Annotated in this window: 15 protein-coding genes; 4 read left to right on the top strand and 11 right to left on the bottom strand. The window is 60.5% G+C overall.

Annotation, left to right across the window (positions count from 1 at the left end; genetic code table 11):
- Nucleotides 1-249: 249 nt before the first annotated feature.
- Genes ACUY2T_RS06235 through ACUY2T_RS06225 form a run of 3 tightly spaced genes read right to left on the bottom strand, consistent with a single transcriptional unit; the run spans nt 250 to nt 2,920 of the window.
- The gene (locus tag ACUY2T_RS06235) at nt 250-1,611 is read right to left on the bottom strand and encodes an ABC transporter permease (protein ID WP_448307968.1); all 1,362 of its coding nucleotides are present in this window, start codon (nt 1,609-1,611) and stop codon (nt 250-252) included.
- Nucleotides 1,612-1,616: 5 nt separating this feature from the next.
- On the bottom strand, nt 1,617-2,549 hold the full coding sequence (locus tag ACUY2T_RS06230; protein ID WP_448307967.1) for an ATP-binding cassette domain-containing protein: 933 nt from the start codon (nt 2,547-2,549) through the stop codon (nt 1,617-1,619).
- Nucleotides 2,546-2,920, bottom strand: a complete 375-nt coding sequence (locus ACUY2T_RS06225; RefSeq protein WP_293791666.1) for a GntR family transcriptional regulator — start codon at nt 2,918-2,920, stop codon at nt 2,546-2,548. The genes ACUY2T_RS06230 and ACUY2T_RS06225 overlap by 4 nt, the downstream gene beginning before the upstream one ends.
- 166 nt (nt 2,921-3,086) lie before the next feature.
- Between ACUY2T_RS06225 and ACUY2T_RS06220 the strand changes: the two genes are divergently transcribed.
- The 3 genes from ACUY2T_RS06220 (at nt 3,087) to ACUY2T_RS06210 (ending at nt 10,219) form a co-directional block, all read left to right on the top strand.
- On the top strand, nt 3,087-4,445 hold the full coding sequence (locus ACUY2T_RS06220; protein ID WP_448307966.1) for an NYN domain-containing protein: 1,359 nt from the start codon (nt 3,087-3,089) through the stop codon (nt 4,443-4,445).
- 48 nt (nt 4,446-4,493) lie between these two features.
- The gene (locus ACUY2T_RS06215; RefSeq protein WP_448307965.1) at nt 4,494-6,593 is read left to right on the top strand and encodes a galactan 5-O-arabinofuranosyltransferase; all 2,100 of its coding nucleotides are present in this window, start codon (nt 4,494-4,496) and stop codon (nt 6,591-6,593) included.
- A 158-nt stretch (nt 6,594-6,751) separates the two neighbouring features.
- Nucleotides 6,752-10,219 (top strand): arabinosyltransferase domain-containing protein, encoded by a 3,468-nt coding sequence (locus tag ACUY2T_RS06210; RefSeq protein ID WP_448307964.1) that lies wholly within the window; start codon nt 6,752-6,754, stop codon nt 10,217-10,219.
- Nucleotides 10,220-10,470: 251 nt separating this feature from the next.
- Here the strand turns inward: ACUY2T_RS06210 and ACUY2T_RS06205 are convergent, their stop codons facing one another.
- From ACUY2T_RS06205 to ACUY2T_RS06195, 3 genes are all read right to left on the bottom strand, one after another.
- Nucleotides 10,471-11,892 (bottom strand): glycoside hydrolase family 25 protein, encoded by a 1,422-nt coding sequence (locus ACUY2T_RS06205; protein WP_448307963.1) that lies wholly within the window; start codon nt 11,890-11,892, stop codon nt 10,471-10,473.
- 123 nt (nt 11,893-12,015) lie between these two features.
- Nucleotides 12,016-12,984 (bottom strand): PrsW family intramembrane metalloprotease, encoded by a 969-nt coding sequence (locus ACUY2T_RS06200; RefSeq protein WP_448307962.1) that lies wholly within the window; start codon nt 12,982-12,984, stop codon nt 12,016-12,018.
- Complete coding sequence (locus tag ACUY2T_RS06195; RefSeq protein ID WP_448307961.1) at nt 12,977-13,789, bottom strand: hypothetical protein; 813 nt, start codon at nt 13,787-13,789, stop codon at nt 12,977-12,979. The genes ACUY2T_RS06200 and ACUY2T_RS06195 overlap by 8 nt, the downstream gene beginning before the upstream one ends.
- A gap of 219 nt (nt 13,790-14,008) precedes the next feature.
- Here ACUY2T_RS06195 and ACUY2T_RS06190 point away from each other — a divergent pair, with 219 nt between their 5' ends.
- On the top strand, nt 14,009-16,129 hold the full coding sequence (locus tag ACUY2T_RS06190) for a M13 family metallopeptidase (RefSeq protein ID WP_293791676.1): 2,121 nt from the start codon (nt 14,009-14,011) through the stop codon (nt 16,127-16,129).
- Between the two features lie 4 nt (nt 16,130-16,133).
- On the opposite strand, the gene ACUY2T_RS06185 is transcribed toward ACUY2T_RS06190, so the two are convergent.
- The 5 genes from ACUY2T_RS06185 to gltB all read right to left on the bottom strand — a co-directional run bounded on the left by ACUY2T_RS06185 (nt 16,134) and on the right by gltB (nt 24,264).
- Nucleotides 16,134-16,946: a VOC family protein gene (locus ACUY2T_RS06185; protein ID WP_448307960.1), complete on the bottom strand. Its 813-nt coding sequence runs from the start codon at nt 16,944-16,946 to the stop codon at nt 16,134-16,136.
- Nucleotides 16,947-17,024: 78 nt separating this feature from the next.
- A complete protein-coding gene (locus ACUY2T_RS06180; RefSeq protein ID WP_293791678.1) occupies nt 17,025-17,405 on the bottom strand; it encodes an RNA-binding S4 domain-containing protein in 381 nt (126 codons plus the stop codon).
- Between the two features lie 20 nt (nt 17,406-17,425).
- Nucleotides 17,426-18,121, bottom strand: coding sequence for a LysE family translocator (locus ACUY2T_RS06175; protein ID WP_448307959.1), 696 nt, complete (start codon nt 18,119-18,121; stop codon nt 17,426-17,428).
- Nucleotides 18,118-19,656 (bottom strand): glutamate synthase subunit beta, encoded by a 1,539-nt coding sequence (locus ACUY2T_RS06170; RefSeq protein ID WP_448307958.1) that lies wholly within the window; start codon nt 19,654-19,656, stop codon nt 18,118-18,120. Before ACUY2T_RS06170 ends, ACUY2T_RS06175 begins: the two co-directional genes overlap by 4 nt.
- Entirely contained in the window at nt 19,657-24,264 is a 4,608-nt protein-coding gene (gene gltB, locus ACUY2T_RS06165; protein WP_448307957.1) for a glutamate synthase large subunit, read from the bottom strand.
- Nucleotides 24,265-24,345 lie beyond the last annotated feature (81 nt).

Here is a 24,345-nt window from a genome sequence, read left to right as displayed (position 1 = left end):
ACTCGCACACAACAAAGACTGTTTTTACAGCTAAAGTGATTAGCCAGACACGCTCATCAAAGGCTTGCTGCAAGCTACTCACTCACAGCGCCGTGTCGCGCTGACTCGAATAAATGTACACACACCCCAACACAAACACAAACAACCAGGTCAAAGCAGGTTTTCAGCGAAACTGTCATCCGCCGCGTGAATGCATATGAAAGGCGGCGGCGTATCTACGGGGTCAGCTTCCACTCCTCGGACTTAACTTTAAGCCTCCGCAGCCAGGCCCAGGTTTTCTTTCACCGACTTGTTGGTCGTATCGAAACGCTGAATACCCCGACTCAGCGCACCAGAAGCAAGGGCTAGCACCAGGACAACCGCAACGGCTATCGCCAGCACAAACTTCAGCACGCTCCCATCGGCTTCGATCACCTCCTGAACGGTGACAATGACTGCAGCCAGCACAGAAGAGACCACCATGATGCTGAGGATGATGACCACGAATTTCAGCCACCCGCTGAACCGGTTACTCACCCAGAAGCTCATGATGCCAACCAGACCGAAAGTCGCCGCCACTGTCACTGCGACCAGCAGGGTTATCGTCACGCTCTGTGCATCGACTGGCACTTCCAGATCTCCCACGCTCGGAAAAACGGCATGCAGGAGCAGGAACTCCACGATCCCCAACAGCACTAGCAGCGCAATGCTCGGCAGCCACAGCGCCGCCCGCCCCATTGCTTTCGCAAACCACTGGCGCCGATCACCGGAGAACACCAGCCAGTTCCCTAGGCTCGAGTTAAGAGTTTCACCGGAGTAGAGCGCTAGCACCGTCAGGATCATTGCTGCCGGGTAGAGCCACATCGCGCCACTGGTCGTCACCCCTGTGACAAACCAGCCAATTGTTCCGATGGTCACTGCGACAAGTACAGCAAGGAACGTCCTTGCCATATAGCTGTCAATCCGCCAAGCGGCGAGGTAATCCACCGCCGAGGGGTTGTGGCCCTTCTTTTGTTGTTGACGCCACCTCGTCTCCGCACCCAACAACCCAGCAAAAGAACCGAAGATACCGCCGGTGGTTTTGCCAGCGAGTTCGGCTTCTTCCTCTGCCACTGCAGCCTTGTTTTTCTTGGGGGACTTGATGACTTCACTGTTATCTTCCACCCGAGCAACTGCGGCAATAATGCTGGCCACGTGCACGATCAGAACAGCGGCGAAGACGATCCAGAATGCGGGTACTCGCCAGCTGAATGCTTGGGTCACGAGGTAACACAGCAGCAGCGCTCCACACACCATCGCCGAGGAGATTGGCATAACTATCAGGAAGTTTCGGCGGATATCCGCCACGTTAAAACCTAGAGCACGGAGCTGCGCTTTATCCCACACCATTGTAATCGGTTGCAGCCCCAGTGAGAGTGCGAAAAGAAAGTATATTCCGAGCCTGAATCCGTTAATTCCCTCCCCAACCATCACAAAGAAGAGGACAGGAAGTGTGAACGCGATGCTCAGGCCAAGGTTCCCGGATTTAGCCAGCAACTGGCGCAAGGCCAGCTTCCAATGCGTTTCCCAGGGCAGTGGCTGGAAAACGTTCTCCACTTTCGAGGCCGCGACTGTAGACGTTGGGGTTTGCATCGGAATTAAAACTCCCTTCCGGTCAGAGCCAACACTGCCTGCTCCAGGTCCGCACTGGCCACGCGCACGCCGCTGCCTTCTATGCGGGCCGCAAGGTCTCGGGCGCTATCGACGCCCAACTCGTGAGTGTCGAGGACGACGCGGCGCAGGCCGGAGGATGTGGCGTCATGAAGAACAGAACCGCTAGCCCCCACCTCGCCGAGCGTGGCCTCGACAGCGGTGGCGGAACCGGAGAGGATCGCGATGCGCTCCGTGATCGAATCGAGGGTGCCAATACCCGTGATTCGCCCCTTGTCCAGTAGGACGACGGAATCGAGGATGCGCGCTGCATCGTCGACGTGGTGGGTCGAGAGGATAAACGTGCGCGGGTTACGCTCCACATCCTGCAGCAGGTGCTTGTAAAACAGCTCTCGGTTTTGCACGTCGAGGCCCAAGTACGGCTCGTCTAGAAGGGTGACGGGACACTGGGAGGCCAGGCCAATAACGATTGAGACCAGAGATTTTTGACCACGCGAAAGGCTGGAAAGAGTCTTGCGCGTATCGACCTCGAAGTCTTCACAGAGTTGGTCCGCATAGCGCTGATCCCAGGTCTCCCAGCGCGCAGCGACCACACTGAGTAAGTGCTTGACCTTAATATCCGAAGGCCACGGCACATCGGGGCCAGAAAGGATCAAGCCGTTCAGCACTTCCGTGTTGTCGTACACTGGCTGGCCACCAACAAGAACCTCGCCCTTAGCGCGCAGCTGTCCGGCAATTGTGCGCAACAAAGTGGTCTTACCTGCACCGTTGCGGCCGATCAGGCCATAGACGCGGCCACCGGACAGGCGCGCAGTCGCGCCATCAAGGGCGTGAGTGGAGCCGAGCTTGCGCCTGATGTCACGCAGCTCGATATCGGGAGCGACGCCAGATCTAGCGCCGCGAGGTTGAGCGCCGTTCATTCGTACAGTCCTCTACTTTCTGCGACTTTGTCCATGAGGGTTTTGAGTTGTGTGCGATTCATGCCCAATTTGGCGGCTTCATCCACGAGGGGAACCAGATAGCTGGCTGCGAAGGCCTCCTTGCGCAAAGCCAGAACTGTCTCGCGAGCACCGTGTTCCACGAACATGCCGACACCGCGACGCTTAGATAAAACGCCCTGATCGACGAGCAGCGACAATCCTTTTCTGGCGGTGGCGGGGTTGATGCTGTGAAACTCTGCGAGTTCGTTTGTCGAGGGGGCGCGTTCACCTTCAGGAAGTGACCCATCCACAATCGCATCCGCAATGAGGTCTGCGACCTGCTGGAAAAGCGGTGTTGATGATTCGTCCACGGGGCACCTTCTTCGATGAGCGTCTAAACAAGTCCCCAGCTTTCATTCAGAGATAACACCTTTGGTTAGCTGGTTGGTTACTTGTGTAACTAACCATACAACAAAGTTTTCAGGCATGCTAGAGGGAAAGAACAAACTACTAACGAAACGAAAAGAGCAATGAACAATGTTGGAAAGAACACAGGTCTATGTCGACACGTCTTACCTGCTTGCGAGCTTTTATAACTCCTGGGACACAGGCGCCCGCGCCCAGTTAGAAATCGACCTTCCGGAGGTCGTCTCCGTACTTGGACAGATGATCCAAGACCAGCTGAAACAGCCCATTCACCGGCAGTTTTGGTACGACGGCATTCCCGACTCCGGACCACACCGCTACCAACGTTCCCTCCGCAGTGAACCGGGCGTGCAACTGCGCGCTGGCCAGCTCATTGAATGGGGCGACCGTCGCACACAAAAAGCAGTCGACACGCGGCTTGTGGCGGATCTCGTTATCGCTGCGATGAAGCGTCAGGTTTCGGATATCGTGCTTGTTTCTGGCGACGCCGACATGCTGCCCGGCGTCGAAGAGGTAGTCGCCGCGGGCATCCGTGTGCACCTCTATGGCTTCGGCTGGGATTCCATGTCCTCCGCACTGCGATTCGCCTGCGATACTACGACGATCTTGGATCCCCGCGAGGACTTCCGGGACACGATGCGCCTGCAAATCTTGGAAGGCCCACTGCCCGCCGGCGAGCAACCAGAGCAGCCCGAAGAAAAGCCATTGGGCGATGCAGAAGCACCAGCGGACTCCAGCCCCTGTGTGCTTACCTCCGCAGACGTTCCCGGCGACAGCGCCAGCGCAGACGACGGTACTAGCGCAAAGGACGACACGCGCGATAACGAAGAGGAAGGTGCCAGCGACACCCCCAGCGCGGAAAACCCCACTGAGGAGACCGGGAACAAACCTGGAGAGGAAGGCACAGACCAACCTCCCGCACAACAGATTCCGGCGCCCGTGCGCAGTGGCCCCGCCGCCACTTCGCGTGGCGCCGCCACCCACTCAACGTCTGCTCCTTCGCCGACTCCTACTCCGAACTCCATGCCGGAGCGAACCCCAGAGCCAGAACCGGAGCGGGACAGTTCAGCTGATAAGGCGGAGAAGCCGGAGGCGGTGGCGTCACCAGAAAAGACAGCGGACGAAGCACCGAAGCCAAAGCCGCGCCCGAACCCCGGCATGATGGCGCGACACCGCAAACTGCGTAGCCGCTACGTTCCCCTACCGAATGAGGTGTGGGCAACGGCGGGCGAACAAAGCCCCTCGGATATCGGCCAGCAGTACGCCGTGTGGTGGTTTGACAACGTGGCCAACGAGGAGCAGCGCGACAATGCCCACCTGCTCTCTGGCGGTGGCTTGCCCCCGGAAATCGATCGGCCGCTATTGCAATTCGCCTGCGAGACGCTCCACGAATACACGCTTTCCGAAGCTCAGCGCGTAGGCCTGCGCGACGGATTCCACTCCGGCATTAGGGCAATCATGCTGCGCTAAAACGGTGGGGCAACAGGGATTGTCCGGGGTGTGTGTAAAAATGAAACAATGAGCTCAAGTTCTGTTCCGCGGGCCGACCGGACAGTACCGTTTACCAAGGACGCACTGTCGGCGCGCCAAACTCTCTTACGCTTGGCCATCACCGGCATGCTTGCTTTCGCTGGAGCCACCGTGGGGTGGTTTCTCATGGCGAAGACGAACTTCCCTGCGTTTACAAGTAGTTTTGTACTGCGGGGCCTAACGACGGCCGCAATTGTCATCGTGGTCGTGCTAACCGGCCTGGCCTGCTATTGGTGGACTTATCCAACAAAGTGGATGGTCGGCAAGCGTGCCAATAAGGAGGCATCTCGCGGCACGGATCGTCCTGAGCTACGCCCCTGGGCCTCTATAGTGTTGCAGCTGGTGATGTACCTCGCCCCTGCTGTTCTTGTACTGGCAGCTTTGGGAATCCCGCTAGCAGCAACGCAGCTTTATCTCGGTGGCATCAGCGTGGACCAAGCGTTTCGTACGCAGTTCCTTACACGCATGACGGACCACCTGGGCTGGGAGGACATGGCATACCTGGATCAGCCCTCGTTCTATCCGGGACTGTGGTTCTTTAGCGGCGGACTTTTCGCCCGCACGTTCGGCCTCGCCGGCTGGGTCGCAATGCAGCCCTGGGCACTGATCACTATGGCCATGTCGGCCAGTATGTTGGTGCCAGTGTGGCAGCGCATCTGTGGGTCCTTGCCGATCGCTGCCGCATTGGCACTGGTCACTGTCACGGTGACGCTAACCGTGGGTGGCGATGAACCCTACGCCGCGATCGTGGCAATGGGCATGGCACCGGCGTTTATTATCGCCCGGCGCGCACTACACGGCGGTCGCTTCGCATTGGTTGGATCCATCCTGTACCTCGGGCTATCGGCCAACCTCTACACGCTGTACACCGCCATTTCCGCATTGACGGTAATAGTGCTGGCCGTGGCCGGTGCCGTCACCGCTCGCGCACTAAAGCCACTTATCAGACTGGTGATGATCGGTATGGGTTCCATGGCTATTGCGCTATTGGGATGGGCGCCATACCTTTGGGCACTTCTTACCCAACCCCATGGGCCTACGGGCACCGCACAGCACTACCTGCCGGAAGTCGCTACACAGGTGCCGACTCCCTTCTTCGAATCCGTCGCCATCGGCATTCTTTCGCTTATCGCGCTGATGTGGTTCGTACTCCGCCGTAAAGACGGTGATGTTCGCGCCCTGACCTACGGGCTCATCGTGTGCTACGCATGGGTTGTGTTGTCACTGCTTGTGACGGTATTTGGCACCACGCTTCTGGGATTCCGCGTGGCAGTCCCCATCAGCATCATCCTTGCTGTGGCCGGCGTGCTTGCCATCGCGGATATGCGACTGGTGTACATGCCGCAGATGCTGTCACCAGAGTTCCGGAAGGCCGGGGGCACAGTTTCGATAAGCCGCGTGTTGGTCATCGTGATGGCCATCTGTGGCATTCACTACGCCACGCAGATTCCTACCGTCCACGAAAGCTATATCGACACGGCCTATACAGATACCGACGGGGACGGAAAGCGCGGCGACAAGCTCCCAGGCGACTCCGCCGTGTACTACCAAAAGGTGGATCAAGTTCTTTCCGAAGAGCTCGGTGGCCGGGCGGATAAAGTGCTGCTCACAGACGAGAAGAGCTTCATGGCCTACTACCCCTACCACGGTTACCAGGCCTTTACCGCACACTACGCCAACCCACTGGGAGAATTCGCCCGCCGTAACGAGGAGATCGAACGCTGGGCGAAAATCACCAAACCCGAGGACTTGCTGGCAGCTATGGACGAGGCAGAAAAGGCTCATGGCTGGAAGGCGCCAGATGCACTATTGGTACGGGGACAGCTGGACCTTGCTGACAACAAGGAAAAGGAGACTAACAAGGCGGAGGCTAAGAACGAGGCAATTGATGCCGATCGGGTCAACCGTCCGCTTCCAAAGGTGAAGGGGGCCGGAAATGGCACATTCACCTATTTGGTAGCGGATGACCTTTATCCCAACCAGCCGAATGTACGTTTCCGCCCCATCGAATTCGAAGCAAGTGCGTTTGCTCGGGGCTGGAATCTGCACCAGGTGGGGCCGTTCGTCATCGCCGTACGCCAGCGTTAAACGCCTCGCTCAGACACTGAGATGTGGGCGTCGAACCGCAGACCACTTCCTGAGGGGCGCCACAGAACATCATTTTCGTAACATTAATTGACTGAAGTCCCAGAAATCAGGCCGTTTGAGTTCTACGTTCGCTCCTTTGTGTCCTACAATTACCTGTTGTGTCTAAAGTTCAGCAGCCAACAGGGAAACTAAAGTTAGCGTCCATCGTCTCGGGCCTCATCGGCTTATTGATGTTCCTTTCTTTGCCTTTCCTGCCTGTAAACCAGGTGCAGTCCTCTTTTAACTGGCCTCAGGACGAAGAACTCACATCTGTCCAGGCGCCACTGATCTCCTATGTCCCCCAAGACGTAGACATCACGGTGCCCATCAAGCAGATCCGAGATCTGGACAATGGAGCGACAAACATCCTGTCGACCCTGCCACCAGAGTCCACGGAAGCTACACTGCGTGGCCTTTTCGTTCGCTCCACAGACGACAGCCTTGACGTCGTCGTGCGAAACATCGTGCCACTAACCATCAATAAGGATGCCCTGAAGCAGCTGCCGGATGACGCCAAGCTGCACATCACCTCGGACTACGAGACCACCCACGCCTGGGTTCCCGACGCGGAAAAATCCCTGGACTACCCGCTCGATTCCACCATCAATGACGATGTCCGCCCGGCTTTGACTGGTATCTACACGGACATCAAGAACACCGAGAAGAACTCGCAGGACACAATCGGCGCTGATTTCCAGGCACGCGTCACCGTCGATTCGCGCTTTACGTCCTCCCCCTCGGTCATCAAATATCTGGCCATCTTCGTAGGCATCGTCGCCACCGCGATTTCGCTGTACTGCCTATACCGCATCGACATCCTAGATAAGCGCACTACCTCCCGCCGCTTGTTCCACCGCAACTGGTGGAAGCCTCGCCCGCTGGACGGCGTAGTGGGGTTCATCCTGCTGGCCTGGTACTTTGTTGGCGCCAATACCTCGGACGACGGCTACCTGCTGACTATGGCCAAGGTATCCGGCGAATCCGGCTACATGGCCAACTACTACCGCTGGTTCGGCGTACCGGAATCTCCTTTCGGCTCCCCGTTCTATGACTTACTCGCACTGATGACACACGTCAGCAGTGCCTCCATCTGGATGCGCCTGCCTTCGCTTATCGCAGGAATCGTCACGTGGCTCATACTTTCCCGCGAAGTCATGCCGCGCCTTGGCACCAAAATCAACCAGCGCAAGGTCGCCCACTGGACCATGGCCGCCACTTTCCTGCTGTTCTGGATGACGTTCAACAACGGCACGCGCCCCGAGCCAATCATCGCCGTACTGTCCTTGCTGGCCTGGGTCTCCTTTGAGCGCGCCATTGCCACGCACCGCCTGCTGCCCGCCGCAGTCGGCACGATCATCGCCACTTTGGCTCTGGGCGCCGGCCCGACAGGCCTTATGGCTGTATCGGCGCTGCTGGCTTCCCTGGGTGCCTTGATCCGCATCCTCACTCGCCGCCTTCCGCTGCTGGGCGCTGAAAAGGGCGCCCCCAAGAAGACGGTTTTCGTGGCCATTCTGGCGCAGGTCGCACCTTTCTTGGCCGCGGGCACTGCCATCCTCACAGCCGTTTTCGCTGACCAGACTCTTCGCACTGTCACCGAAGCCATCAAGCTTCGCGGCGAAATCGGTCCATCTATGCACTGGTACGACGAGTTCCGTCGCTACGAGGCGCTCATGGAACAGACCGTCGACGGCAGCTTCCCGCGTCGCTTCACCATGGTCATGCTGTTCTTCTGCATCGGTATTGTCGTGGCTGCCATGCTGCGCAACGGACGCATCGCCGGCGCGGCGAAAAGCCCGTCCACTCGTCTACTGCTGGTCACCCTGGGCACCCTGTTCTTTATGACGTTCACGCCTACCAAGTGGACCCACCACTTCGGCGTGTTCGCCGGTATCGGCGCAGCGCTCACCGCATTGGCCGCGGTGGCCGCATCGCGCTTCGCCCTAGAAACGAGGCGCAACCAGATCCTGTTCTTGGGTTCTACCCTGATGCTGTTCGCCTTCACGCTCGCCGGCCCCAACGGCTGGTGGTACCTGTCCTCCTACGGCGTACCGTGGTGGGACAAGCCCGTACAGATCGCCGGAATCACCATCAGCAGCATGGTGCTCGCTATTTCCGTGGTCGTCCTCATCTGGGGTGCCGTCGTGGGCTTTCTTGTCGACGCCAAGCAGGCGCGCGCTACCAATGCATCCGAAGTCGCGAACATCGAACGAGCTGAGATTAAAAAGGTCAACCGCTTCCGCGGCCTCACGGCCGCTCCGATCGCCGTTCTAACGACCATCACTGTGTTGTTTACTCTGGCCTCCTTGGCAAAGGGAATGGTCAGCCAATGGCCCGCCTATTCCGTTGGCAAGGGCAACGTGATGGCCCTCGCAGGCAAGAGCTGTAATCAGGCCGCCGATGTTCTGGTGGAGACCAACACCAATGAGTCTTTCCTGGAACCCGCCGACGGCACGTCGCTGAAGGACTCCCTATCCAGCGGTGGTGGGCACGGTTTCAAGCCGAACAACATCCCCGCGAAGATTGACTCCAAGTCCAGCGGGGACTCCCAGTCGACCGTTGGTTCGGCCGACCAGTTCAAGAAGGAGAGCTCGGACTCTGCGGATTCCAACACGTCCTCTGATAGCGACGACTCGCAGGCTTCGGCGTCCCAAGATAAGGCAACTAAGAAGTCCAAGGACGAAGAGAGCAGCAGCAACAACGGCAACGATGCCTCCGGCACCACCGGTGGCCTGCACGCCGACAAGGGCGTAAACGGCTCGTATGCTGTACTGCCGTTCGGAATCGACCCGAACAAGGTGCCGGTTGTGGGCTCGTACACCGAGGGTCTGCAGGTCCCAGCGAACACCACAACCAGCTGGTACAGCCTGCCGAAGGATCGCGATGGCAAGCCTCTGCTGGTGTTCAGCGTGGCCGGTCAGGTCGGACACTTCGACATGGATGGCATTTACAAGTACGGCCAGGAGATCAAGGTCGAGTTTGGTAAGTCCGGTGGATCCAAGAATGCCGAGGACTTCGAGAAGGTCGGCGAGTACATTCCGCTGGATCCCGGCTACGCACCGGAGTGGCGCAACCTGCGCATCCCGATGGATCAGGTGCCGCAGGATGCGGATTCTGTGCGGATCGTCGCCAATGATCCGAACTTGACGCCCGCACAGTGGATCGCCATCACGCCGCCACGAGTGCCGGAGATGGAGTCTCTGAACGACTATGTCGGATCGGAGGCGCCGACACTGCTGGACTGGACCATTGCGTTCCAATTCCCCTGCCAGAAGCCATACGATCACTGGGCGGGCGTGGCAGAGCCAGCCAAGTTCCGTATTTCCCCTGACCACGACGTGCGCAGCAACCACACGCCAGTGATGGACTACGCCGGTGGTGGATCCTACGGTCTGGTGCAGATGACCTCGCAGGCCGAGGAACTGCCGACCTACTTGCAGGACGATTGGCAGCGCGACTGGGGCGTGCTGGATAAGCTGACGGCGTTCCCGAACGCGAACGGTGACGCACCGAAGCCCGTAAAGCTCGATACCCAGACGGAAAAGCGCTCCGGGCTCTGGTACAACGGCCCGATGAAGTTCTCGGACTAGAGTCCCGTGGGGGGGACGGGCTCCCGAGCCCGGGTTTTGCAGTACTGAGGTAGCCAAGAACCCCGAGCGGGCTGAGCGCAGTACTGGGCGCAGACAGCACCGCCACCCAGCACTTACGCGCACAGCCACGCACCTGGCACCGAACGCACGCAGACACAAGGAAGTGCGCATAAGAAAAGCGCCGCCCTGAGCGAGGGCGGCGCTGTGGATGCCAACAGCGTGGGAGCTCTACGACTCTCCTATTTAGTCTCCTAGTTAGCTGTTGCCGGAGCTGGCGCAGCGGGCGGAACCGCTGCTGCAGGTGCAGCCGGAGCTGCAGCTGCCTCAGCCGGAGCGGGCCCGTCGAGCTGGGCGGACTTAGCGGCATCAGCAAGATCGGCAAAGGCGTTTGCATCAGGAGCAACCTCGCCGTTCTCCAGCTTGGCGCTCCAGTCAGAAATGCCACCGAACTTCTGCAGCAGATCCAGAACCTGACCGATATTCACGGTGCCACCCTGGGCGCCCGCGCCCGGCGCTACGCCCTGAACCAGCTTCAGGATTGCGTCAACCGGCAGCTTCTTGCCACCAGTATTGAACTCCTTCAGGGCACCGGACAGTGCTGTGTAGGCAGTCAGCACTTCCTGGGCGGTCTTCATCGAGCCGGATACTTGTGCGCCCTGGCCCTGGCCACCGGCGGAACCGGCTACCTGCGCGGGATCCATGCCTTGGATCTGTGCTGCACCCTGGGTCAGCAGCGTCTCCGCCGGTACACGACCGCCGATAACGCCCAGCAGCTGCATCATAAAGTCCGAGGCCAGCGGGACGTTCACACCAGTTGCGTGCTCAATCTGGTTAGCAACTGCTGCCTCGCCATTTACGGCAGGGCGCAGAGCATCCATAGCCTGGGAGGCCTGGCCTGCAGCGGAATCTGCGGGCATACCAGAGGCCAAAGCATTCAGGGCGGCGTCATCGCCGTAGTACTTATTTAGATCCACCTGGGTCTGTACACCGTTAACGTTGCCGGAGCCGGAGTACTGCCAGAAGGTCACGTGATCCCAACCGCCTGGGATGTTTTCGGGGAGGGAATCACGGTAGTAAGCCAGCCACAGCGGGTACTCGGAGAACTCAGTGGTGTTCGCCATCCGCTGGATCCAGAAGCTGTAGTAGGTGTAGATGATCGGATCGCGGCCGGTCAGGGTCTTGATCTCGTCGATCCATTCACGAACCCAGTTCTGCAGCTCAGTCGGGTTCAGACCACCATTTTCTTCCAGGTCCAATACTGGCGGCAGGGAAGGCTGCACGCCAGTTGCCAGCACGGCAGCGTAGTGGCGTGCCTCACCACGCGGGTCACGGTTACCCGGACGAGCGTAGTGGTAGCTTCCTGGCACGAGGCCGGCCTGCTGTGCCTTTGCGGTGTCGGTAGTGAAGGCCGGGTTGGTGTATCCCGTGCCCTCGGTGGCCTTAACGAAGACGAAGGACTGGCCGGACTGCTTCACAGCGGTCCAGTCGATAGCTGCGCCACCGGGGTGCTGGTGAGAGGCGACATCAATGCCGTTCAGAGCCCATGACGGGACGGGAACGACATCGGTGGCGACGAGTGCTGCCACCGTCAAAGCGGAGCCAGCGAGTGCCGTTGCGGTGAGGCGTTGAGGTACGGACGTGCGCGTGGAGCGGCGCCAAGGCAGTGAAATCATGAATCACACCATACCCAAAAGTCACAACTTTCACACAGCCCCCACAGGTAACGCGGAGAACACCTTTCGCTGCACGAAAGCTTTAAGGGTAAAACCCCTGCTCAAATCCATATGTGATTTTAATCACACTCGCTGGTATATCGTCACAGCTGGGCAAACACCCCGCTTCTTCCACTGGTTATACTCCCTGCTGGTCCACACGATGAGCCACACCACCAACGCAGCGAGAAGCACCCACACCAGCGCCATCCACACCAACTGGAACCCCGCGGATTCATCCATCCAGCGAACATTCCACGCAAAGTGCGTCAAGAATCCTAGGCCACCCCACAGCACAATCGCCCCCAGCCGCCACAATGCGGAACGCTGCTTTCCCGCCTTTGCGCCGACGTACATTGCCAGGCCAATCCCGTACCCGACCAACGCGCTGAACATCATGTGCTTTGCAGGCCCCGCTACCAGCCGCAGTAAATACATTGATATCGCACCCTGCTGGTCAGAGACAGGATTCATCACGGCCAACATCATGGCGTACATCATGTTCTCAAACACTTCAAAGCCCAAACCGACCAGCAGCCCAGCGACAATGCCATGCCAAGGCCGGTTCCACCAGGTGCGCCCCATCCACAGCAACAGCCAAATGCCCAGCCCCTTCGCAATCTCCTCCGGATAGGCACCTGCGAAGCTAGCGGTCACGGAATGCCACCCCAGCTTGTCCACGGTATTAACCACGGGCGGCTGGATCACCGCTGCCGCCAGCACAACCGAAGCCGCTCCGCCCCACAGCAGCGCCAGTACCGTTAATCGCTTCGGCGTGCCTTTAAATATAGGCAGCGCCCAAACGCACAACAGTGCCAACGCCAGATGCACCATGCCCATCACAAACACCACACCCAGCGTGGGGCTCACCCTAGAAGGATTATTTCCAATCAGCAGGAACAGTGAGATCCCCAAGCATGGAATCAGAATCAGCCAGTACAAGACCATCCAGGCGTCGCGAAACAATCCCAGCTTTGGACGTTGATGTGGCGCATGTTTGAGGTGAAACTCCAGCGGCACCTCGAAGACACGGTAATTTCGAGCCTTAAACATCTATTTCACCCGTGCTTTCTTCCCCATGGTTGCTCTTTGCACTGTCGCTATCCTTTTCCCCGCCAAGGCGCACACCACGCACAAGCTCGCCGATTTCTTCCATCTGTTCTTGTAGTGACGCCGACTTCACCGGCACCTGCACCACCACCATCGGCACCTTGCCATCGGGCTGTAGGCTATGCTCCAGCTCGTTTCCAGGCTCCGTGTCAGCTGCCCCTTCTCTGCCCTCTGTTTCTTCACCGTCTTTGGTCTTCTTGGCTGCGTCGGGATCGCGCACAAACGCAACTCCCAGGTATTTCTGGTCTCCCCGCGAATAGCTCTGAGTCACGCGCAGCTGCTTGACCTCCGCCTTTTCTAATGTGGCTCGATCCTCCGCGGAAAGCTTGTTCATCACATCAGTCGACTTCAATTCCACGCCGTCCTGGAAAATAATGGCGCGAACAGCACGGTTGATCGCGTGCTCAACGTTCTCGGCGTCCCCCTTCACGTCCACTCCCGAAAACCCAGTCACGCCATAGTCTTCCCCATCGCAATTCAACTCCATTACTCCAGGGCGCCCCAGGCCAGCGGAATCATGGCACTCTTCGAGCGTCGAAAACCGCAGCGGCCACTCTGAATAAGTAAGCACCGAGTCCGCCATCCCGTCCGCGACTGTTAGACCCTGCGGCTCGTCTTCCAGGGTGGCGTCGGCAATAAAAGCGCTACCGACCAGCAAAAACAGCGCCCCCAAAAGGTACGCGGAATAGGCTCCGCGACGTTTCGGATTAGTCGGCGCAGGACGGTACACCGTGGGTGGGGGTTGCACAGGCTGTCTGGTTGGCATCGGCTGCATCGCCGGCACCGCCGGCATTGGCTGTGGCATTGGACGATGCGGCGGGCCTAGTGGAGGTCCGGGCGGTGGACCAGGTGGCCGCCCCTGGGGTGCTGAATGATGGAACATACGCAATAGCCTAACTACTACGCACGACACCGCCGTTCGTACCGGCGTCCACAGCGGTGCCTGGCGATGTCTAAGGTGGTGGGCATGACAGAAAACAACGCGCAAGACAACACCCCGTCCGCAGCGATTCCGGACGATATCTCCGAGGCGCCGGAGCAAGGCCAGGCGGGCACAGCCACCCAGCCTTCCCCTGCTCAGGATCTGTACCGCCATGTCAACGGCGCATGGCTCAGTACTCACAAGATCCCCAGCGATCGTCCCGTGGATGGCACCTTCCACCAACTGCGAGACCGCGCTGAGCAAGAGGTTCGCCAGATCGTCGAGACCGCAGCTAGCGATGAGCCGAACGGTCGGGTAGGAGCACTGTATTCCTCTTTTATGGACGTTCAAGGCATTGCCGCCGCCGGACTTAATGGCCTGCGCAAGCCTTTGGGTCTAATTAGTGACGCCACTTCAGTGCGCGACCTCGCCGAGGTACTTGGCAGGCTTGACGTGGAAGGCACCGGAGGTGTTGTCGGATATTGGATCGAAAAGGATTCCAGCCAGGACGTTGAGCGTGCCTACCTGGTGCAAACGGGCTTGGGTCTACCGGACGAGGCCTACTACCGCGAAGAGCAGCACGCAGCTACCCGCGAGGCATACCGGGAGTTCGTCGAAGACATGTTGCAGCTGGTCAGCGAACTAGAACTGCCGGGCAGATACGCCGACGCCGGTGTTACCGCAGCAGCCGATGCCATCTGTGCCTTCGAAACCGAGCTCGCACGCGGACACTGGGATAACGTGACCAGCCGCGATGCCGAGAAAACCTACAACCCGACCAAGGTGGATGACCTGCCGACGGGATTCCCCTTCCGCGAGTGGCTTGCGGCCACGGGCGTGGATCCGCAGAGCCCGGGCGGCTCCACCATCGTCGTGTGCCAGCCCAGCTACCTGGAGCACGTGGCTGCGATGGCCACCGGCGAGGGCGATAAACCAGAGGTCAGTGGTCTCGACGAGTGGAAGCTCTGGGCATATTGGCGAGTCATCCTCAGCAACGCGGCCTACCTGCCGACGGAAGTGAACCTGCGGAACTGGGAGTTTTACGGTCGCACGCTCTCCGGGGCTACGGAGCAGCGGGCGCGGTGGAAGCGTGGCGTCGGACTGGTCGAAGGCGCCGTGGGCGAAGAGGTCGGCAAGAAGTTCGTCGCCCAGCACTTCCCACCTGAGCACAAGCAGAAGATGCTAGAGCTGGTGGATTACCTGATCGCCGCCTACCGCGAGCGCATTAGCGAACTGGCGTGGATGACCCCCGCCACCCGCGAGAAGGCTTTGGCCAAGCTGGACAAGTTCCAGGCGAAGATCGGCTACCCAGACAAATGGCGAGACTTCAGTGGCCTGGAGTTCGGCTCGACCGGTGCGGACCTGTTGGCAAATGTTTGGGCGGCCAGCCGCTTTAACCACAACTACGAGGTAGAGAAGCTGGGCAAGCCCAGTGATAACGAAACCTGGTTCGCCACCCCACAGACGGTTAACGCCTTCTACAACCCGGTGAAAAACGACATCACCTTTCCCGCAGCGATCCTGCGCCCGCCATTCTTCGACCCGGCGGCGGATATGGCCGGTAACTTCGGCGCCATCGGTGCGGTGATCGGCCATGAGATCGGACACGGTTTCGACGACCAGGGTTCCAAGTACGACGGCGACGGCAATCTAAACTCCTGGTGGACCGAGGAGGATCGGGAGGCCTTCACCGCTCTGACCGACAAGCTGGTCGCGCAGTACGACGGCCTGGTTCCGACTGGTCTGCGCCAGCGCGGCATTACCGAGCACAAGGTCAACGGCAGCTTTACCCTCGGCGAAAACATTGGCGACCTGGGCGGACTGGGCATCGCTATCGTTGCCCTGCGGCGCTATCTCGCCGACCAAGGCCAGACGTTTGAGACTGCAGAAAAGCTGCCGGTGGACGGACTGTTAGATGCTGAAGGCAACCCGGATACCACCGAATACTCTGCTCTGCAGCGAGTGTTCCTGCGCTGGGCCCGGATCTGGCAGACCGCTATCCGCCCGCAGATGGCGGCGCAGTACGCCTCCATTGATCCGCATTCCCCCGCGGAGTTCCGCTGCAACGTGGTCTCCAGCAATATTGCGGAGTTCTACGAAGCCTTCGATGTGCGCGAAGGCGATAGCATGTGGCTCGCCGAGGACGAGCGCGTCTGCATCTGGTAGCGCGCTAGAACGCCTGGAAGTTCTCCGGGGCCAGCAGATCCGGCTCGTGCGCGTCCTCGTCCGGGACGAACTCCTCGATCTCGCAGAGGTTCACCAGCGCACCGGTCGCGTCCTCGATGGTGGCCATGCGGCCAAACTCGGACTCCCAGGGTTCGCGGATCACCTTTCCACCCAACTCGGGCGTGCGAGCGACCGCTTCATCCACCTCGGCCACACCAAGATACACGGTCCACATGCCGGGCACGTCCAGCGCGGAGGTATCCCACAAACCGGCTACGGCGGCGCCATCGAATTCACCGGTGGCGTAGCGGAAGTCGGCGTCGGAACCAGTAACCTTCACATCCCACCCCGCGAGTTCGTGATAGAACTCCAACGTCGGATCCCAGTTCTGCGCCACCATCAGCTCAAACCATACCGGGGTTCCGGGCTCGCCGGCAGCGATCAGCGCATGTTCGTCGGCGGGATTACGCAGCCCCACGGTCGCCCCCGACGGGTCAATCAGAATGGCCATCTCTCCGCGCTCGCCCAGATCTTTTGGCTCCAGCACGGATTTGGCGCCGGCCTCTACAGCCTTGTCATGAGCCTGCTGGACGTCCGGGGTGTACAGCAACATCCCCCATAGAGACTGATTGCCCTCCGGGATCTGCGCGATGCCAGCCACCGGCATGCCCTGCTTCTTTGCCACGGAGTAGCCCTCGGTCGGGTGCTCGAACTCCCACCCCAGCAGCTCGCCATAAAATTTCCGCGCCGCAGCTGCGTCGGTGCTGGCCAAATCCAGCCACAGGGGCATTCCGGGCTGGGCAATCATCGCAGGCATTGTTCCTCCACTGCTTTCTTCTTCTGGTGTCTCTTTATTGACGCCGATTCGTCCTCCGGCGCCTCAGGCTCTTAAGCCCTAGATCGCGTTGTCCTCCCGGACATCCTCCAGGCGGACATTGCGCCACTTCTCCGGGTCGAAGTCATCGTCCGCGGTGTCTTCGTCGAAGAACTCGCCGAGATCATCGTCATTCTCGCCGCTCAAAGGTGAATCCGCGCTGGCTGCACTGGCAACGACCGCCCCTGCCAGCACTTCTCCGGTTTCTCCGTCGACCAGGGTCACCTCGTCGCCCGGATGCAGCGCCTTGCCTCGGCGAGTGTCGACCTCGCCATTAACCTGTACAGCGCCTGCGGCGATGGCCTCCTTGGCCTCCCCGCCGGTCTCCACCAGGTTGGCTAGCTTGATGAACTGCCCCAACTTGATCTCGGAATCACGAATGCTGACCAAAGGAAACTCCATGCGCTTTAGTCTAGCGACCTTTAGACCCCCACCAGCAGGCGCACGCCCTCCAAGGCTAGGAACGCGCCCAACACCATAAACAAAACCCCGGCCACCATCTCGATGAATGGATTTATGCGCTGGATCTTCTCTGCCCCTGCGGCCACCGCTAAAGCAAAGCCACAAAACCACAGCAGACCCACAAGAGTCATCAGCACCAGCACGATCAATCGATCCAACAGCGTAGCTTCTACGGGGATAAACTGCGCGAACACCGAGCCGAAGAACAGCAACGCCTTGGGGTTGGATAGGTTCGTTGCCAAACCCAGGCGCCAGGAGGCGAAATCCCCCAGCGGCGCCAGCGCAGTACCCTGCGGTCCACGGTCACCGGACTCCCCGGTGGGGGCGTCATAAGAAGAGACAGCAGGTAGTGCCGCACGGCTGCGCCAGTCCGCATGGCCGGAACGGAAGGCACTTTGGCCCATGTACACCAGGAAACAGCCGCCGAACAGGTACAACGTGGTCAGCATCCACGGGAAGGCGGCGATCAACGCAGCCAGGCCCAGCATCGTCACCACAGGCCACAGCACATTGCCCGTACAGATCCCCAGGGCGGCGAACACCGCCGAGCGGCGCGACCGGGCACCTAAACGAATGAGCTGCACGGTGTCCGGGCCTGGCACAGTAATGGCCAGCACCCAGGCACCGAGCAGCCCTAGATAAGCGGCAAGGCTCAAGCCTGCATCGCCACGTCAGTCGGGTTGATCGGGCGCGGCAGTGCGGTTTCGCCCATCAGCACGCGGTCTAGTTCCGCAGCGGCAGAACGGCCCTCGGAAATGCCCCAGACGATCAGCGACTGGCCACGGCCCGCATCGCCGGCGACGAATACCGGGATGTCCGCGAACTCCGCGTTGGTGGTCTGAGCACGGAAGGTGCCATCGCGCTCCAGGCGCCCACGGTCGTTGACCTTCAGCCCAAGATCCTTAACAACCGGGGTCTCTTCGACGGAGACAAAGCCCATTGCCAGCAGCACCAGGTCCGCATCCATCTCAAAGTCAGACTCCGGGATGTTCTCCAGGCCATTTTCTCCGAAGCGGCATTCGGCGCCCTTCAGGCCAGTGACCTTCTCGCCATCGCCGGTGATCTCGACGGTGTTGATGGAGTAACGGCGAATGCCAAGTTCGTCGCCTGGCTGGCGCTCGGCCAGGCCCAGGGCGGCGATCTCGTCTGCGGACTCGTTGCCGGTCACGCGGTATTCGCCCTCTTCGTGGGCAGACGCCACGCGCCAGATACGCGGATAGGTCGGCCACGGGGTGGAGGCACCACGGGTCTTCGGCGGCTTCGGGGTGATATCGAACTGGGAGACCTCAATGGCACCCTGGCGCAGGGCGGTACCGAAGCAGTCGGTACCGGTATCGCCACCGCCGATGATGACCACGCGCTTGCCCTTTGCGTTGATGGTGGACTCCTCGCGGTCGCCTTCACAGACCTTGTTGGCCTCTGGCAGGTACTCCATTGCCTGGTAGACGCCCTTCAGGTCCCGGCCGGTCACCGGCAGGTCGCGGCCCACGGTGGAGCCGATGGCGACAATCACGCCGTCGAACTCCTTGAGCTCCTCGCCGGTGGGCGACGTGTTCACGACGAACTTCGTGCCCTCAGCTTCCATCTGCTCCAGGCGGCGGTCGATCCACTTCTTTTCCATCTTGTACTCGGGCACGCCGTAGCGCATCAGGCCACCAATACGGTCGGCACGCTCGAAGACGGTGACATCGTGACCTGCGCGGGTCAGCTGCTGGGCGGCAGCCAAGCCGGAAGGACCGGAGCCAACTACAGCCACACGCTGGCCGGTCTTGAAGCTGGGCTTGATTGGCTTGATCCAGCCCTCCTTCCAGGCGTGCTCGACGATGGTGAACTCAACCGTCTTGATATTCACCGGGTCGTCGCCGATGCCCAGCACACATGCACCTTCGCAGGGCGCGGGGCACAGGCGACCAGTGAACTCGGGGAAGTTATTGGTGGCGTGCAGGCGGTCGTAGGCCTCGCGCCAATTGCCCTTGCGCACCAGGTCATTCCACTCGGGGATGATATTGCCCAGCGGGCAACCATCGTGGCAGAACGGGATGCCGCAGTCCATGCAGCGGCTGGCTTGGGTCTGCACCTTGTCGTCGGAGAAGTCCTCGTAGACTTCGTTCCAGTCCAACAGACGCAGCGGGACAGGTCGGTGTGCCGCCGATTCGCGGCGGTGCTTAAGAAATCCGCGTGGATCAGCCATTTAGTTCACTTCCTCCATGATTGCGGCGGCGATGCCGTCCTTGTCGAGCCCCTCAGCTTCGGCGCGCGCGATCGTCTTGAGCACGCGCGCGTAGTCGCGGGGCATGACCTTGATCAGGTCCGCGGCGTTGACCTCCACGGTAGACCCAGTCAGGTCGCGGTGAGTCTGGATCGTCTGTTCGACCCATCGCAGTTCTTCCTCGTCGGTGATCTTTTCGATGTCTACGAGCTCGGTGTTGATTCTGTCTGTGACGCCACTACCGTCATCCAATAGGTAGGCGATACCACCGGACATACCGGCTGCGAAGTTGTTGCCGATCTTGCCCAGGATGATCACACGACCACCCGTCATGTACTCGCAGCCGTGGTTGCCCACGCCTTCGACGACGGCGGTGAGGCCGGAGTTACGTACGCAGAAGCGCTCGCCGACGGTACCGCGGATAAACATCTCACCCTGCACACCGCCGAAGCCCAGCACGTTGCCTGCGATGACATCGGTGGTGATGTCCTCAGCTGCGGCCTCTGCCGCCGGGCGGATGACGATGCGACCGCCGGATAGCCCCTTGCCGACGTAGTCGTTGGCGTCACCGTTAAGGGTCAGCGTCATGCCGTGCGTGGCGAAGGCGCCGAAGGAGTTACCGGCGGATCCGGTGAACTGCAGGTTCACGGTGTCCTGTGGCAATCCATCACGGCCCGCTACGCGGGAGATCAGTGAGCCGGTCATGGTGCCGACGGTGCGGTTGACGTTGGTGATCGGGTAGCTGAGTTCGATGGAGGCATCCTCGCCCGCGGCGGCGCGGCGAATCGTATCCTCCGCGTCCTTGCGGATCTGGTTGTCCAGTGCCTTATCCAGCGAGTGATCCTGATCCTTGGTGCGGTGCAGGTCCTGGTGCATGAAGGGGCTTTCGGGCTGGGCGAAGATCGGCTCCAAGTCCAGCTTGCCCGCGGTCTTGTGCTCAACCTCCATGCTGCCGCCGGTGAGACACTCGGAGTGACCCACAGCCTCTTCTAGGGTGCGGAAGCCCAGCTCGGCGAGGTATTCACGTACCTCCTCGGCGATGAACTTGAAGAAGTTCACCACGTGCTCTGCCTGGCCGGTGTAACGCTTGCGCAGCTCCGGGTTCTGGGTGGCCACGCCTACCGGGCAGGTGTCCAGGTGGCAGACGCGCATCATGATGCAGCCGGATACCACCAGCGGGGCGGTCGCGAAGCCAAACTCCTCGGCGCCCAGCAGGGCTGCCACCATCACGTCGCGACCAGTCTTTAGCTGGCCATCACACTGCACGGTGATGCGGTCGCGCAAACCATTCATCAACAAGGTCTGCTGAGTCTCGGCAAGGCCCAGCTCCCAGGGGCCACCTGCGTGCTTCAGGGAGGTCAGCGGGGAGGCACCGGTACCACCATCGTGGCCGGAGATCAGCACCACGTCCGCGTGTGCCTTCGACACACCGGCGGCGACGGTGCCCACGCCCTGCTCAGCGACGAGCTTGACGTGGATGCGCGCATCCGGGTTGGCGTTCTTCAGATCGTGGATCAGCTGAGCCAAGTCCTCGATGGAGTAAATGTCGTGGTGCGGCGGCGGGGAGATGAGGCCCACGCCTGGCGTGGTCACGCGCACTTCGGCGATCCAGGGGTACACCTTGCCCGGTGGCAGCTGGCCGCCCTCACCCGGCTTGGCACCCTGGGCCATCTTGATCTGGATATCCGTGCAGTTGTTGAGGTAGTGGCTGGTCACGCCAAAGCGGCCGGAGGCCACCTGCTTGATCGCGGAACGCTTCCAATCGCCATTCGGTTCCGGCTCGAAGCGCGCTGGGTCCTCGCCACCCTCGCCGGAGTTCGACATGCCCTTCAGGCGGTTCATCGCAATCGCCAGGGTCTCGTGTGCCTCAGCGGAGATGGAGCCGTAGGACATCGCACCCGTGGCGAAGCGCTTCACGATCTCGCTGACCGGTTCGACTTCCGCAATCGGGATAGAGGGGCGGTTCGACTTGAACTTGAACAGGCCGCGCAGTGTAGCCAGGCGCTCGGACTGCTTGTCGACCTTCTCGGTGTATTCCTTGAAGATACGGTATTGACCAGTGCGGGTTGCGTGCTGCAGCTTGAACACGGTCTCCGGGTTGAACAGGTGGTATTCGCCCTCGCGGCGCCACTTGTACTCACCACCGATCTCCAGCTCGCGGTGTGCCTGCTCCTCGGGGCGGGGCAGGAAGGCCTCGCGGTGGCGCTTGGCCACATCATCGGCGATCTCATCCAGGCCGATGCCGGAGATCGGGCTAAACGCTCCGACGAAGTACTCGTCCAGCAGGCTCTGATGCAGTCCAACCACGTCGGCCAGCTGCGAGCCGCGGTAACTTGCTACCGTCGCAATGCCCATCTTGGACATGACCTTTTGGATACCGGTGGTTGCGGCGTTGATGTAGTTTTCTTCGGCCTCTTCAGCACTGACGCCCACTCGTCCGTTGTTCGCCATCTCATGTACAGTCTCGAGCGCCATGTACGGATTGACGGCATCCGCACCGAAGTTGATGAGCATGGCCAGGTGGTGCACCTCACGAGCCCCACCGGACTCAATCACCAGAGATGCTCGGGTGCGGGTCTTCTCCTGCACCATGTGGTGGTGCACGGCGCTGGCTAGCAGCAGCGACGGAATCGGTGCGTAGCGCTCATCGGATTCCCGGTCGGAGAGGATCAGGATGGTCGCGCCATCGTTGATGGCGTCGGTGACCTGACGACGTACCCGCTTGATGGCCTCGCGCAAACCCTTACCGCCGTGTGCCACGGAGTACAGCCCCGGGATGCGGACGGCCTTGAAGGCGCTGAGATCCACGCCGTTGCTGGCAGCCTCCGCGTTGTCCGCGGCATGTGCCAGGTTAGCCAGCGTCTGGTTACCCAGAATCGGGCTGTCCAGGTGGATCCGGCGGGCAGCGTCAGGACCGGGGTTAAGAACATCCGCCTGCGCACCCAACTGGGTGAACATGCTGGTGACCATCTTCTCGCGGTAGCTATCCAGCGGCGGATTCGTCACCTGTGCGAAACGCTGGGAGAAGAAGTCGAACAGCAGGCGCGGGCGGTTGGACAGGGCAGCAATGGGAGTATCGGTACCCATGGAGCCGATGCCTTCGGCACCTTTGGCGGCCATTGGCAGGAGCAGGGTCTGCAGATCCTCTTCGGTGTAGCCGAAGACGCGCTGGCGCAGCACGATTCGCTCGTGGTTCATACCGATCGGCTCAGCCTGAGGCAGGTCAGACTCGTGAACCAGGTTTTCCTCTACCCACTGCTGGTAAGGCTGGTTCGCCAGAGCCTGCTTGATTTCCTCATCCTCGACCACGCAGCCGCGGACGGTGTCGACCAAGAACATCTTGCCCGGTTCGACACGGGTGCGCTTGACGATCTCGCTGTCCGGAATGTCCAGCACACCTGCTTCCGACGCCATGACGACGAGTCCGTCCTTGGTGATCCAGATGCGTCCCGGACGCAGGCCATTGCGGTCCAGGGTGGCGCCGATGAGGGTGCCGTCGGTGAAGGTAATGGCAGCGGGGCCGTCCCAGGCCTCCATAAAGCTGGAGTGGTATTCGTAGAACGCGCGAACCTGCGGGTCGATGTGCGGGTTACGCTCCCAAGCCTGCGGCACCATCATCAAAACTGCGTGGGGCAGGCTGCGACCGGCCAGGTGCAGCAGCTCTAGGGCTTCGTCGAAGCGTCCGGTATCCGAACCTTCCGGATCACAGATGGGCAGTACGCGATCCAGGTCGCCCAGCACCTCCGAACGCAGCTGGGATTCGCGGGCGCGCATCCAGTTCTCGTTACCGCGCACGGTGTTGATCTCACCGTTGTGAGCAACCAGACGGTACGGGTGCGCCAGCGGCCAGGACGGGAAGGTGTTGGTGGAGAAGCGGGAGTGCACGATTGCCAGTGCGGACTCCATTCTTTCGTCCTGCAGATCCAGGTAGAACTCCCGCAGCTGCGGGGTGGTCAGCATGCCCTTGTAAACAACCGTGCGTGCGGACAAAGAGGGGAAGTAGACGGTATCTCCACCGGAGCCCTCGCCTGGCCCCTTGCTGCCGAGCTCACGCTCTGCACGCTTGCGGACGAAGAACGCGCGACGGTCGAGTTCAAGCCCTTCCAGGGGCGAACCGTCGGCGTCAACACCAGAGATAAAGAGCTGGTGGAACAGCGGTTCAGCATCGCGTGCAATTGCGCCCAGACTCGAATCGTCGACGGGGACATCGCGCCAGCCGATAAGGTTCAAGCCCTCTTCTTCCACGATGGCTTCCACGGCGCGCACTGCGTCGAGTGCTGCCATGCGGGAGTTCGGGAGGAAGGCGATGCCGGTGGCGTACTGACCGGCGGGCGGCAGGGTGATGTCCTGCTTGGCCATTTCCTCTCGGTAAAAGCGGTCGGGGATTTGGATAAGGATGCCGGCGCCGTCGCCGGTATTCTTCTCCGCTCCGGCTGCTCCGCGGTGGTCCAGGTTCACAAGGGCCTGAATGCCCTTGTCCACAATGTCGCGTGTCGCGCGGCCGTGCATGTCAGCCACAAAGGCGACACCACACGCATCATGCTCAAACTGGGGGTCGTAAAGACCCTGGCGTGCAGGGTAGTTTTTCATGATTTACGGCCTAACTCTCGTCACAGGTACTGCAGTTGCATATGCGAATAAAGTTGCAATCGGTTCGCAGTTCTGTTGGTG

It is taken from the genome of Corynebacterium sp. 22-2729, assembly GCF_053479475.1.
This window is presented reverse-complemented; position numbering and strand designations above follow the sequence as displayed.

Excerpts from the sequence above, each read along its gene's own strand:
- ACUY2T_RS06220 (WP_448307966.1), top strand. The coding sequence starts at position 3,087 with ATGTTGGAAAGAACACAGGTCTATGTCGACACGTCTTACCTGCTTGCG.
- ACUY2T_RS06185 (WP_448307960.1), bottom strand. The coding sequence starts at position 16,946 with ATGCCTGCGATGATTGCCCAGCCCGGAATGCCCCTGTGGCTGGATTTG.
- ACUY2T_RS06180 (WP_293791678.1), bottom strand. The coding sequence starts at position 17,405 with ATGGAGTTTCCTTTGGTCAGCATTCGTGATTCCGAGATCAAGTTGGGG.
- ACUY2T_RS06190 (WP_293791676.1), top strand. The coding sequence starts at position 14,009 with ATGACAGAAAACAACGCGCAAGACAACACCCCGTCCGCAGCGATTCCG.
- gltB (WP_448307957.1), bottom strand. The coding sequence starts at position 24,264 with ATGAAAAACTACCCTGCACGCCAGGGTCTTTACGACCCCCAGTTTGAG.
- ACUY2T_RS06230 (WP_448307967.1), bottom strand. The coding sequence starts at position 2,549 with ATGAACGGCGCTCAACCTCGCGGCGCTAGATCTGGCGTCGCTCCCGAT.
- ACUY2T_RS06215 (WP_448307965.1), top strand. The coding sequence starts at position 4,494 with ATGAGCTCAAGTTCTGTTCCGCGGGCCGACCGGACAGTACCGTTTACC.
- ACUY2T_RS06200 (WP_448307962.1), bottom strand. The coding sequence starts at position 12,984 with ATGTTTAAGGCTCGAAATTACCGTGTCTTCGAGGTGCCGCTGGAGTTT.
- ACUY2T_RS06235 (WP_448307968.1), bottom strand. The coding sequence starts at position 1,611 with ATGCAAACCCCAACGTCTACAGTCGCGGCCTCGAAAGTGGAGAACGTT.
- ACUY2T_RS06205 (WP_448307963.1), bottom strand. The coding sequence starts at position 11,892 with ATGATTTCACTGCCTTGGCGCCGCTCCACGCGCACGTCCGTACCTCAA.
- ACUY2T_RS06170 (WP_448307958.1), bottom strand. The coding sequence starts at position 19,656 with ATGGCTGATCCACGCGGATTTCTTAAGCACCGCCGCGAATCGGCGGCA.